The sequence below is a fragment of the Bacillus cereus group sp. MYBK15-3 genome (genome assembly GCF_051916765.1).
Taxonomy (GTDB): Bacteria; Bacillota; Bacilli; order Bacillales; family Bacillaceae_G; genus Bacillus_A; species Bacillus_A cereus.
In genome coordinates this window covers 84,301-97,781 of sequence record NZ_JBQAHG010000008.1, presented here as the reverse complement: position 1 = coordinate 97,781, position 13,481 = coordinate 84,301, and the positions used below count along the sequence as shown (strand labels likewise).

Here is a 13,481-nt window from a genome sequence, read left to right as displayed (position 1 = left end):
AATAGAAGATGTAATATGACATCTTTATTATAAGGTGTTTTGCTTTTTTTACAAAATATAGACATTTCACCTATACTTTCCGCATTTGTCCTACATACAGTGTACTATCCCATTTTTTATCCCACTCTTAACGCATATGAAAATGAAAAAATCGAAAAGGAGCGGAGAAACATGAATTATATAGAAAATAATGGATTGTACTATCGAAATCATCATCATGGAGGACACAATCATAACGGTGGACATCATCACCATGGAGGACACAATCACTATGATCACCATCATCATCACGGAGGCGGATGGGGCTGGGGTGGTGGTAGTTCATGGGGAGGCGGATTTTTCCCTGGAAGCTTTGCAGGAGGAGTGTTAGGCGGACTGACAGCTGGTGCATTAACAGGTGCAACAAGTGGAGGATATTATCCAGCTCCATATCCAGTAGCTTATCCATCACCATACCCTGTAACGTATCCAATGCCATACCCAGGTTATCAGCAAATACCATATTCGTATTAAATTAAAAAAGAGGCTATCCTCTTTTTTAGTTTAATACAGTATTTATTTATAAAATAATTCCAAAGTTAAGGTAGAAATATGTTAATATTTTGTTATTGTAATTCAAAAACATACACATTAATGTAGATTTTCATATTATTATTCGTGAATAGTTATGTAGTATGATCTAATTTCTATTTCGTTATTAAAAACAAAGAGATCAGATATGAGTGGTATTAGTTGGAAACAAGGCTTGCATAGAGCTACTTAAAAGGATTGCGGTATAATAAGGCGCGAAGTAATTAGAGATATGGGAAGCTACCAGTTATAATTGAAACGGTATAATATTGCTTTTTATTACAAATAATATTATGTTATTTTAATCGGTTTATTTAAAAAGATAATTTATGTAAAGGGCTAGTATTAGAAAATGAAATATCTCTATTTCTATGAAGAGAAACAGGTTGTGTTTTAGTCAGATAGAAGCAAGGAGAGATGCGCATGCTAGAACAGAGAGGTCATGCATTATATGACTCTTCGTTGCGAGATTTAAAGTTAGCATTAGATGAGTCTTCAATTGTTGCAATTACAGACCGAGAAGGTCTTATTACATATGTAAATGATAAATTTTGTGAAATCTCTAAATACAAAAGGGAAGAATTAATTGGAAAAGATCACCGTATTTTAAATTCAGGTCATCATCCGAAAACCTTTTTTCAAAACTTATGGAAACGTATTTTGAATGGGAAAGTATGGACAGGTGAGATTCGGAATCGAGCGAAAGATGGTACATATTATTGGGTCAAAACAACAATTGTTCCATTTTTAAATGAAAAAGGAGAGCCATACCAGTTTATCGCAATACGAAATGATATTAGTAGTAGAAAAGAAGCGGAACAGAGGTTGCGACTAAGTGAAAGTCGTTATAGGGAACTTGCCTATCATGATGCTTTAACGAGTTTGCCGAACCGTTTGCAATTAATAACGACCGTTAATAAATTGATTGCAGATAAAAAAGAATTTGGTATGATTTACTTTGATTTGGACCGTTTTAAATTAGTAAATGATACGTTAGGTCATATGATAGGGGACTTACTTTTAAGCGAAGTCGCTTCAAGGTTGCATTATGTACTAGGAGAGAAAGATGTTCTGGCTAGGTTAGGTGGCGACGAATTTGTGCTGTTAACAAAAAATCATACGCAAGATGATATGAGGCAGTTAGCGACATCTGTGTTGTCATGTTTCCAGGCACCATTTATTCTTGAAGGCCATGAAGTATATATTTCAGCTAGTCTAGGACTTTGTTCTTATCCACAAGACGGACAAGACGTGGAAACATTATTGAAAAACTCCGACTTAGCTATGTATAGTGCAAAAGAACAGGGGAGAAATGCTGCATGTTTCTTTACAGATGAGCTACGCGCGAAAATAAATCGTAGAATGAAAGTTGAGTTTGCTTTGCAAAAGGCAATTCGTGATGAAGAGTTAGATGTAGTATTGCAGCCTATTATTGATTTGAAAACGAAGAGATATTCTGGTATAGAAGCTCTAGTACGCTGTATGACAGAAGACGGACCTATTTCACCAAACGAATTTATCCCGGTAGCTGAAGAGTCTGGACTTATTATAAAGCTAGGAGACTGGGTATTAGAAAAATCGTGCCGATTGTTTAAAACATTGCCCAATTATCAAGAAGGACTAAAGTTATCAGTGAATTTATCTATACAACAATTAATGCAGAAACGTTTTATTTTCTCTGTACGTAGCATTTTAAAGAGAACTGGTTTTCCTCCGAACCGTTTAATATTAGAAATAACGGAAAGCATAGCAGTCCGCCATTTTGATTATATTATTGCTACATTACAAGAATTAAGAAATATGGGTGTTTTAATTGCTTTGGATGATTTCGGAACTGGCTATTCTTCCTTATATTATTTAAAACAACTACCACTGGATATTGTAAAAATTGATCGTAATTTTATTCGTGAATTTCATTATGATCACGCACAACCAGAACGAACGATTGTAAAATCCGTTATTGAAATTGCTCATAGTTTAAATTTAGCAGTAGTTGCTGAAGGAGTAGAAACAGTAGAGCAAGAGAGTTTGTTACAATCAATGAGCTGTGATTATGTACAGGGATTTTATTATGCGAAACCTTTATCTGTAGGAGAGCTAAAAGAAAAGTTAATTACAGATTTTTAATAAAAAAGAGAAGCCAGCAGCTTCTCTTTATTTAATCCGTTTTTTGTGAGTCTTTCATTAGTACTGGATAAAGAATAAGACCTAATACGAACAATCCAATTCCTAAGAAGAATGTTTTTAAATCAGCAGTTCCCGTTTTGATAACCCAAATAGAGTATACCAACGCTAATGTCGTAATAATTCCATCTTTTACTCGAGATCCGGGCAGTATATCATACGTTTCTCCTGTAATAACTAATTTTAATTGGTACAAGGTAGAAACAAGGTATGGAATTAAATAGGCTAATGTTGCTACGACGATAGCGAAACTATACGCTTCTGAAACAGTACCAGAAATCGTTGAAAATAAGAAAATTTGCGTCATTATATTTGTAATCAATAGTGATTTTGAAGGACTACCTTTTTTATTTGTTTTCCCGAAAAACTTAGGGAAAAGTCCATTTTTTGCTGCCTGGTAAGGTACTTCTGAACTAACAACAATCCAGCCAACTGTAGATCCAAATAAAGATATAAGAGCGAGTAAGGCCATTATATATGCACCTTTATTTCCAATTGCTAAATTTAATGCATCTACTAACGGTTTTTGAGACTCCTTTAAAGCATCTTGCGGAAGAGCTCCCATTGTAAGTAAAGTAATTGACATGTAAATAAGAAGAGCGATAATTAATCCGAAAATCGTAGCTTTTTTTACATCGCGCTGTGATTTTGCACGGTTAGAAAGCATAACCGCTGATTCAATACCGATAAATGCCCAGAGTGTTGCAATAGCAGCTGAATTGATTTGGCCACCTAACGAGATAGATTGTCCTGCTTCATTCATAAAGGTTTGACCGTCTCCGAAATTAGAAGCATTGAAAATGAATAATGTAATTACAATAAACATTGTAAATCCGATAATTTTTGCAATAGTAGCAAGTAGATTCATATTTCCAGCTCGATCAATATTTTGAGAAAGAATATATTGAATTCCCCATAGCATAAGGCTACATACAAGGAAAGTTAACCCTTTTCCGAGTTCTAGTGAAAATCCGTTTATTGAAAAAAGAATTTGCTTACTTTGTAAAACTGGAAAGAATGTTGATAAATATCCAGCAAAGGAAATAATAACAGATGCTGTTGCAGCCCAGTTAGCAGCCCAATATCCCCATGCCATACTATATCCTGCAACTTTACCAGCTTTTTTTGAAGGAAACATCGCTTGAGCATAGCTTTGTGGTCCAGCTTTTAATTCTGGTTTACGAATCGCTAAATTTCCAAATACAAGTGCAATCATAAATACGCCAAGGCCTGTAATACTCCATGCGAGTGTAGAACCCATTGGACCTGATACTTGTGCTAAATTTGCTGGAAGCATAAATACGCCACCGCCAACCATATTCCCGATAACAAATGCTGTTAAAACCCATAATCCCCATTTTTTCGTTTCCATTTTTGTTAACTCCTTTGTAGTAAGTTTTGCTTAAACATCATTTTTTACTAGCCTTTTGACAATAAAAAAAGAGCCATGTAGATAAAAAAATACCTACATGGCTCTTTTGCCAAAGCGTAGGTACAACGGGAATAACCCTTGTACCTACGCGTAATTTTTCCGCTAGGTTTCAAGGGTTACGTATGATGATGATGTTTTTGTGCAAATGTAACTACAGTTGTTGTATAAGTAAGCATAGTTCTTTGCTCCCTTTCTCCTCTGATTTTGAAGTTAGTATACTACATGTTTTTTTGAATGAAAAGAAAAATATAAAAATTTTTATAAAAATACGTTTTAAAGATTAAATATTTACCTATATTTTTCTTGTACTGGAAAATAAGTGAGAGATTGGCAGAAGAGTGAAGCATGTTATAATACATATAGAATTAGAAGGTGACAAGGGGCTATTGTAGATGATGAGTAAGTATGAACAAATTTATACAGAAATCAGTAAATCTATTGATAATAAACAATTAAAAGAGGGATGCAAAATCCCATCAGAAACAGAATTAATGAAGCAGTATGAGGCAAGCCGAGGCACGGTGAGAAAAGCTGTAGATTTACTGCAAGAGCGTGGATATGTGCAAAAAATTCATGGAAAAGGTGTTTTTGTTTTAAAGCGAAAAAATATTGAATTTAATTTTGGTGGTATTGTAAGTTTCCAAGAAGAAAATGAACGTTTAGGACGTCATTGTATTACAGATGTCGTAGAAATGGAGAAAATTGAAGCGACGAAAGACGTAGCAAAGTTATTAAACGTGAAAGAAAAAACAGTGATTGACCATATTAAACGTGTACGAAATATTGATGGAGAAAAAGTAATTTTAGATATAAATCATTTTGTATCTGAGTTTGTTCCAGGATTAACGAAAGAAATTGCAACTGCATCGATTTATAAATACATCGAGAAAGAGCTTGGGCTACATATTAGTTATTCGCAGAGGGTAATTGAAGTACAGCCATGTACAGAGGATGACAGAAAGTATTTAGATTTAAATGGAACAGACTATGTTGTCGTTGTGAAAAACTTTACACATTTGTATGATGGAAGTCAGTTTGAATATACAGAATCACGCCACCGTTTAGATATTTTTCACTTTTCGGATGTGGCACGCAGGAAGTAAAGAGGTGGAACAAAATATTGTTTCATCTCTTTTTTTTATAAAAAAAACACAAACTCGTATATACGAGTGTTGACTAACTTATATATACGAGTTAATATGTAATTGTAAACGGTATCAAAAAAAGAAAAGAGGGACGGGAATATGGGGAAAGACTATCGTAAAACAGCAGAGGAAGTGTTGCAGTATATTGGTGGGAAAGACAATATTGAACAAGCTGCACATTGTGTGACGAGGCTCCGTATCGCTTTAAAAGATGAAAGTAAAATAGATAATGATAAATTACAGTCTGTTTCATTAGTGAAAGGAGCGTTTCATAACGCTGGTATATTTCAAGTTGTAATTGGTCCAGGAGATGTAGATCGTGTTTACGCTGAATTGATAACGCTTGCGGGTATGAAAGAATCGACTGTAGCTGACGTAAAAGACTCTGGAAATCAGAAGTTAAATCCAGCTCAAAAGTTTGTAAAAATATTTTCAGATGTATTTATGCCGATATTACCAGCGATCGTAACGGCTGGTTTACTAATGGGTATTAACAATCTATTAGGCGCAAAGGACTTATTTTTTGATGGGAAAAATTTATTAGATGTTTATCCGAACTTAGGCGGGCTTTGGGATTTAATTAATATGATGGCCAATACAGCATTCGTATTCTTACCAGCACTTGTCGGGTGGTCAGCAACGAAGCGTTTTGGTGGTAGTCCAATACTAGGGATTGTTATGGGATTAATGCTTGTGCACCCGGCCTTATTAAACGCTTGGGACTATGGAAAAGCAGCGACTGGTTTAGACGGACAAAAGATTGAGTACTTCGATATTTTAGGACTGTTCCAAATTGAAAAGGTAGGGTATCAAGGTCAAATCTTGCCGGTTTTAGTAGCTGCATTTGTGTTAAGTAAAGTAGAAATTTTCTTAAAGAAACATGTACCAAATGCAATTCAATTATTAGTTGTACCAATTACAACAATCGTTGTGACAGGTGTGTTAGCATTAGGAATTATTGGTCCGGTTACACGTCATATTGGAGATTTATTAACAGTAGGATTAGTAGGTGTATATGAAACAGTACCAGTAGTTGGAGCAGTATTATTTGGAGCGTTATATGCACCACTTGTAATTACAGGTATGCATCATATGTTTATTGCAATTGATTTACAATTGATTGCACAACATGGCGGTACATTTATTTGGCCGATGATTGCTCTTTCTAACATTGCGCAAGGTAGTGCGGCACTTGCGATGTTCTGGATTTCTAAAAATCAAAATGATAAAAGTATGGCATCAACATCAGCCATTTCAGCATACTTCGGTATTACAGAACCAGCGATGTTTGGTGTGAATTTACGAAATAAGTTCCCGTTTTATGCAGCGATTATAGGGTCTGCTGTGGCAGCGATATTCATTACATTAAATGGTGTATTAGCACCTGCTATCGGAATTGGGGGATTGCCAGCATTTATTTCTATCATTCCGAAATCGATTCCAATGTTTATTGTCGGAATGATTATTGCAGTTGTAATCCCATTTACTTTAACATGGTTATTTGCAAAAAGAGTGAAACAGAAGTAGGAGGAAGTTAAACATGAAGGATTGGCATAAAAGTGTAGTCTATCAAATTTATCCGAAGAGCTTTAATAGTTATTACAATAGAGAAACCGGTGATATAAAAGGGGTTACAGAGAAACTAGATTATTTAAAAGAACTCGGAGTGGATTATATTTGGTTAACACCGATATACCAATCACCACAAAATGATAATGGATATGATGTAAGTGATTATTACAGCATTGATCCATCTTACGGAACGATGGAAGAGTTTGAAGAACTTTTAGCAGAAGCGAAAGTACGTAACATTGAAATTATGCTTGATATTGTTGTAAATCATAGTTCGACTGAACATAAGTGGTTTAAAGAAGCGAAGGAAGATAAAAATAGTCCATATCGTAATTACTATATTTGGCGTGATGAAAAAAATAATTGGCAGTCTAAGTTTGGTGGATCTGCTTGGAAATATGATGAGAAGACGGAGCAATATTATTTACATCTATTTGATGAAACACAAGCTGATTTAAATTGGGAAAATGAAAAACTGCGTGAAGAAGTATATGATATGATGCGCTTTTGGCTGGATAAAGGGGTAACGGGATTCCGATTAGATGTCATTAATTTAATTTCAAAAGACCAATGCTTTTTAAACGATGAAGGTAGTACTGCGACAAGTGATGGACGCAAGTATTATACAGATGGCCCGCGTGTTCATGAATATTTACAAGAGATGAACCGAAATGTTTTTGCAGGAAAAGATGTCATTACAGTTGGAGAAATGTCATCTACGACAATTGATAATTGTATTAAATATTCTAATCCTGAGCGTAATGAATTAAGCATGACGTTTAGTTTCCATCATTTAAAAGTAGATTATCCGAATGGTGATAAGTGGACGAAAGCAGAGTTTGATTTTATTAAATTAAAAGAGATTATGTCTAACTGGCAAATTGAAATGCAAAAGGGCGGAGGATGGAATGCGTTATTTTGGTGTAATCATGACCAGCCTCGCATCGTGTCACGCTTTGGTGATGATGGAAAGTACCGAAACGAATCTGCAAAAATGTTAGCGACAGCCATGCACATGCTGCAAGGAACGCCTTATATTTATCAAGGGGAAGAAATCGGTATGACGAATCCTAAATTTGAGTCCATCGAGCAATATCGTGATGTAGAATCGTTAAATATATACGATATAAAGCTAAAAGAAGGGCTATCAAAAGAAGAGATTATAGGGATTTTAAAGCAAAAATCTCGTGACAACTCTCGCACTCCGATGCAGTGGAATGAAGAGATGAACAGTGGTTTTACAACAAGTACACCTTGGATTTCAGCGGCTGAAAATTTTAAAGAAATAAACGTAGAGAAAGCATTAGAAGATAAAGAGTCCGTATTTTATCATTATAAAAAGTTAATAGAGCTTAGAAAAACGTATGATGTAATTACAGAAGGAGAATATGCTATTTTGGATAAAAATGATCCTAAAATTTGGGCATATACTCGTACTACAGAAAGTGAAGTACTACTTGTTATAAATAACTTCTATGGAGAAGAAATAACGTATTCAGTACCAGCGCACGTTCAGTTAGATGGAATGAAACAAGAAGTACTACTGTCGAATTATAAAGATGCCAGCAAGGATATTGCAAAACTTAACTTAAGACCATATGAATCAATTGTGTATCGATATACGAAATAAAAAGGTTGTATGCCCGAGCGGCATACAACCTTTTTATTTTAAGACACCACTATACAAAATGCTTACTTCTACTTCAGGTTTGAATTTTACTTTTGCATAATCTTTATTCCAATTTTTTTTCTTCCATAAGTTAGGATGATAAGCGATAAGATGTCTTCCAATACCGAAAGCATCACAATTTGCTTTTTGTAGTTTTCGTGTTATTTTTTTCGCTTCTTTCGTGAGTTGTTTAGAAAGTTCTTTATTTAGTTTTTCTCTATCGTCCATTGTATACATATTATCTCTTGGAGATTCAAGTGCTATAACTTTTAATTGGAGCTTAATGTGAGCATAAACATTTCCTTTTTTATCTGTTGTTATTTTTAAGTCGCGTTTTAATTTTCGATTACTAATTTCCATTGTTAAATAATCAGATGTCTTCTCAGATTCATCACTAGTCAGTTTTTGGGTTATACGGGCACTTGTTCCCATTTTTCCGGTTAATAACACGAATAAAACAGATTGTTGCAAAGGTAAATGCCCAGTTAATTTATCATTGTTAAATAAAGCTAACCCGTTTGTAACTACTTCTTTTCCTTTTATTTTTATAGAAGGAAGGGTAAAGTCTTTACCGGGATCTAACATTTTTGTAGCAGCTGTTTCTAAAGTTTCTTTTGGAAATACACTCATATCTTCTAAGCTTTTCACTTTTTTCTTTAGAAAATCTCCAATTAGTAAATTTCCTATTTTCTTTTTTTCGAGTATCTCCGATGTTTCACCATCTACTGCAATAAGTTTTACTAAAGCAGTTGGGTTTGTTGGATCTCGAAAGCTGACATCTAAATAGGGGAGTATACCCTTTTTTAGAATTTTGGTTCCGAGTAATTGAACACCATATTTAAAATAGCGAATATTCCCAGTCACATTTTTTTTTAGGGCATCGCCTGTATCCATTATGTTATGCCCGGTTGCTGAATATATTTCATTCTCAAATGAAGATTGCTCTCCGCTTGAACTTTTTACGAGCTCGATTGTTTGCTGGAGTTTATTCTCTTCCGTAATATCAGCTCCAACGCTATAAGCTAAACTTGCCTCCCTTAATGGTTCTTGATCCCAACAGCCAGAAAGGAGGGAACTAGCACATAATATTAAAAGTAATTTAACTCTTTTTGGGAACATACTGTTCTCCTTTCTTCTTTCTTATTATTGAATAAAGTAGAAATAAAAGAGGGAGAACAACGATGAAAATATAGGTGAACTTATCAGTGAAAGTTGAAATTACTTTTAATTCTTCAGGTGTATCTATAAATAAGGCTACACTAAAAGCAATAATACCAACGATTGGAACAGCCTTTTTATGATTAGCAAGGTTGAATATATGTCCAATTCCGATTGAAGCAGCGCAGTAATAACTAGCAATAGAAGCGACAACTGTTATCATCCAAATTGGGATGAAGATTAGGTCCGTTCGATCTATAATTCCAATATGCAAGGAGCGTAATAAGTAAGCAACTGGCTCTGGAATAAGCTCAATTTGCTTTGGACTAAATACGATAAAGCAAATCCAAACGGTAAAAGTATAAAAAAGAGTTACAAATCCATTGGCGATAGAAATGGCCTTCAGTTTTGCAATAGAACTCCCATTTACTTTTGGAAAAGCGATAAGAATAATTTCAAAACCATACATGGCTGTAATTGTTTCCTTGGATGCTTGAATTATATTCCACCATCCGGCTTCTGTAATAGGAAAAATATAAGAGAAATCAGCTCGTGAAAGCCCTAGGGCAATTAAAAGGGCCATTGGAATAATGAGAATAGAGGCCATGACATAAAATCGTACGATGACTTTAAATGTGTTATAAGCTACATAACAACAAGCTACTGTACATAATATGAGAATTGCAGACCACGGAGTTGCGTGTAAAACCCATACTTTAATGACGTTACAAGCATTCAACATAACCGTCATACCGATAAGGGTAAAATAAAAAACATAAGAAAAGCCCAATAGTTTTCCTAACTTATTACCAAATAGCATACAAACACTTTTATACATATCTGCATCAGGAAATCGTTTTAAGAAAAGCCACATAAGTAAAATAATAAGTTGAATGGCAAGCCCCGCAATGAGCGCAGAAATCCAACCACCACCTTTTGCTATCGGATGAAGCCGGTTAGGTAGAGATAGTATACCGACCCCAATTTGGCATTGAATAACGAAAAAGGTAAATTGAACAAGTGAAATTTTACTTTGCGTGTTTGTCACCGTCCTCATCCTCTCTCGTTACATGTTGGCGCTGCATTTTTTTCGGTTTTGGATCATGTGGTCTTTCCCAAAATGACCAAATTGGTAGTCTTATGAAAGAATCTTTCATATCTTTAATCCGCATCGGGGCAACAGGAGAAAGATATGGTGTATGAAATGAATGAAGCTGACATAAGTGAACGAAAGTTATAATGAGACCGAATGATATTCCTACATATCCGAATATGGCAGCAAGGAGCATTAATGGAAAACGAAGAATCCGAACTGCTGAACTCATATCGTTTGATGGAACGAGAAAAGATGAGATTGCAGTTAAAGCTACAACGATGATCATTGTGTAAGAAACGAGTCCAGCTTTTACAATTGCATCCCCAATTACTAAACCACCTACAATACCGATTGTTTGTCCAACGCGGCTCGGCAAGCGAATACCAGCTTCTCGTAATAACTCGAAAATTAACTCCATTAAGAGAGCTTCAAAAATAGGAGGAAGCGGTACTTTCTCTAATGAAGCTTTAATCGTATACACAAGTTCGAGCGGTAACACATCAGGATGAAAAGCAACAGTTGCAATATATAAAGCTGGTAAGAGAAAGGCAATTAAAAAACTTACTAAGCGAATCATTCGGACGAAAGAACCGACAATCCAACGGTTATTATAATCATCTGGTGATTGATAGAAAGCAAATAACGTAACAGGAACGATGAGTGCTGTTGGATCTCCATCAGATAAAATAGCAACACGCCCTTCCATTAAATTAGCAACAGTTCTATCTGGACGCTCTGTATTTAATTGCTGCGGAAATGGGGAGAAAGACGTATCCTCTATAAATTCTTGTATGTATCCTGGTGGCATAAGTGCATCCGTTTTAATGGTTTCCAATCTTCTTTTCACTTCTATAACTAAATCGTCATTCGCTATATTTTGCATATAAGTAATTGCCACTTTCGTGTGCATTTCTTCACCGAGTGTAAAATACTTAACAACTAAATTTGGACTCTTAATGAGTTTACGAATAGAGGTTAAATTAGTTGCTAGATCCTCTACAAAACCAGTATGTGGACCGCGCACAACTCCTTCATTATCAGGCTCTGCTATATCTCTCTTTAAAGATAAGGTTGTTTCGAAAATACAAAAACTGTCGACGTGTTCATGAAAATATAAGGATTTACCTTGTAATAAAAGTTGTATCCCATAATTTAAATTCGTTTCTTTTTTCATATTTAACGTAGAAAAAGCTTTATCTAAAGATAAATCTGATCGCGTTAATAATGGCTCAAGGACTAACTGATGAATTAGATTTGGATCTGCTAAAGATTCGATATATAAGATTGCTCCTTTTCCGTTTTGAAAAGGGAGATCTAATTTTTTTATATCATCAGAATGAGAAAGTTTATTTTCAATGTAATTAATGTTCTCCGGAAGTGATGGAAACATATGCTTTTGTTTTTTACTCTCTTGTTGTTCTTTTTGCTCTGTCATAATTTCCACCTCTCTTAAAGTGCAATTGTTTCTGTTAATTTTTGTCGTTTGTGAGAAATTTATGCTTGAATTATTTTAAAAAAAGAGGATTGAAGGTTACGTTACATTGTCTTTTGTGCATTATTCAATTTCATAGCAGTACTTCTAACATTTGTGTCGAATTAAGAAGATATATAGGAGGGATATATATGGAAATAGCTGTAGAACGTGTTTTTACGAAAGAGATTTTAAAAAGAGCAGCGAATTTGTTTCATGTAACAGTGGAAGAAAAGCCACTTGGAGATTTTGAGAATTATATTTTTAAGGCGAAGGGTGATAATGATGAAGATTACGTATTACGTTTAACACATTCTTCTCATCGTTCTAAACAAGAGGTAGAGGCTGAACTAGATTTTTTACGATATGTTGCGGAGAATGGGGCAAAGGTAGCAGGACCTCTTTATTCAACGTCTCGAAATCTCGTAGAAGAAATCGTAGCAGAGGATGGAACGTTCTTTTCCGCTTCTTTATTTACATATGCAAAAGGTGAGCAAGTAAAAGGAGAGGAATCGCCTTATTGGGGCGAGCCTCTCTTTGAAGCATGGGGAAAAGCGATTGGGCAACTGCATCGCCTTACAATGGAATATCCTAAAACAGACTACCGTGATACGTGGGAAGAAGACGAAAGTGGAATTGTTAATGAATTAGAAGATGGTCAAGTGAAAAAGATTGCAGCGGTACTAATGGATGAAATTAAGGCCCTTCCAGTTGAAAGAGAAACGTTCGGTCTTATGCACGGTGATATCCATCAAGGTAATTTTCATTATGATGGTAAAGAGCTAACAATCTTTGATTTTGATGATGCGGCTTATAATTACTTTATACATGATTTAGCGATGGTTCTATACTACTCTGTTCTATTTACAACGTGGACAGCAGAAGAGAAGACAGATTTTGCTCGTAAACAGTTACAAGTGTTACGAAAAGGATATGAGTATGAGCACAGGCTGGCGGATAGTTGGTATGAATCGTTGCCACTATTTTTACGTTTACGTGATATAGGTTTATATGGAACGCTTCAGAAGAAGTTTAAAGGGAAAGATATGCCTGATAACTTCTTGAAATTATCAGAAGAGCTATACGAAAGAATTATTAAAAGAGAAGCAATTGTGAATATATAATACATTTAGTTCAAAACAAAGTATATAAAACAAATATATACTTTGTTTTTTTATACAAAA

10 protein-coding genes are annotated in these 13,481 nt (G+C 34.9%); 6 read left to right on the top strand and 4 right to left on the bottom strand.

Translation table 11 applies throughout. The features are described from left to right. The first annotated feature begins 171 nt into the window (after nucleotides 1-171). Nucleotides 172-513, top strand: coding sequence for a hypothetical protein (locus ACTFR8_RS26125; RefSeq protein ID WP_001106407.1), 342 nt, complete (start codon nucleotides 172-174; stop codon nucleotides 511-513). 480 nt (nucleotides 514-993) lie between these two features. Then, a complete protein-coding gene (locus tag ACTFR8_RS26120) occupies nucleotides 994-2,697 on the top strand; it encodes a putative bifunctional diguanylate cyclase/phosphodiesterase (RefSeq protein WP_000893343.1) in 1,704 nt (567 codons plus the stop codon). Nucleotides 2,698-2,728: 31 nt separating this feature from the next. Here ACTFR8_RS26120 and ACTFR8_RS26115 read toward each other — a convergent pair whose 3' ends face one another. Beyond that, on the bottom strand, nucleotides 2,729-4,126 hold the full coding sequence (locus ACTFR8_RS26115; protein WP_000448444.1) for an amino acid permease: 1,398 nt from the start codon (nucleotides 4,124-4,126) through the stop codon (nucleotides 2,729-2,731). Between the two features lie 452 nt (nucleotides 4,127-4,578). On the opposite strand from ACTFR8_RS26115, the gene treR reads away from it, so the two are divergent. The 3 genes from treR (at nucleotide 4,579) to treC (ending at nucleotide 8,533) form a co-directional block, all read left to right on the top strand. Next, nucleotides 4,579-5,289, top strand: a complete 711-nt coding sequence (gene treR, locus ACTFR8_RS26110; protein WP_000987235.1) for a trehalose operon repressor — start codon at nucleotides 4,579-4,581, stop codon at nucleotides 5,287-5,289. A gap of 141 nt (nucleotides 5,290-5,430) precedes the next feature. Next, the gene (gene treP, locus ACTFR8_RS26105) at nucleotides 5,431-6,858 is read left to right on the top strand and encodes a PTS system trehalose-specific EIIBC component (RefSeq protein WP_000513940.1); all 1,428 of its coding nucleotides are present in this window, start codon (nucleotides 5,431-5,433) and stop codon (nucleotides 6,856-6,858) included. A gap of 13 nt (nucleotides 6,859-6,871) precedes the next feature. Further along, nucleotides 6,872-8,533, top strand: a complete 1,662-nt coding sequence (gene treC, locus ACTFR8_RS26100; RefSeq protein WP_000656144.1) for an alpha,alpha-phosphotrehalase — start codon at nucleotides 6,872-6,874, stop codon at nucleotides 8,531-8,533. 33 nt (nucleotides 8,534-8,566) lie between these two features. Here treC and ACTFR8_RS26095 read toward each other — a convergent pair whose 3' ends face one another. From ACTFR8_RS26095 to gerKA, 3 genes are read right to left on the bottom strand one after another with little or no spacing between them, the layout of a single operon-like run. Continuing rightward, nucleotides 8,567-9,691 carry a Ger(x)C family spore germination protein gene (locus ACTFR8_RS26095; protein WP_000484126.1) on the bottom strand — a complete coding sequence of 375 codons (1,125 nt, stop codon included), beginning with the start codon at nucleotides 9,689-9,691 and terminating at the stop codon, nucleotides 8,567-8,569. Then, nucleotides 9,672-10,778, bottom strand: a complete 1,107-nt coding sequence (locus ACTFR8_RS26090; RefSeq protein WP_000185796.1) for a GerAB/ArcD/ProY family transporter — start codon at nucleotides 10,776-10,778, stop codon at nucleotides 9,672-9,674. Before ACTFR8_RS26090 ends, ACTFR8_RS26095 begins: the two co-directional genes overlap by 20 nt. After that, complete coding sequence (gerKA, locus tag ACTFR8_RS26085; RefSeq protein ID WP_000139243.1) at nucleotides 10,759-12,261, bottom strand: spore germination protein GerKA; 1,503 nt, start codon at nucleotides 12,259-12,261, stop codon at nucleotides 10,759-10,761. The genes ACTFR8_RS26090 and gerKA overlap by 20 nt, the downstream gene beginning before the upstream one ends. A 188-nt stretch (nucleotides 12,262-12,449) precedes the next feature. Between gerKA and ACTFR8_RS26080 the strand changes: the two genes are divergently transcribed. Then, nucleotides 12,450-13,421 (top strand): phosphotransferase enzyme family protein, encoded by a 972-nt coding sequence (locus ACTFR8_RS26080; protein ID WP_000401648.1) that lies wholly within the window; start codon nucleotides 12,450-12,452, stop codon nucleotides 13,419-13,421. The last annotated feature ends 60 nt before the right edge of the window (nucleotides 13,422-13,481 follow it).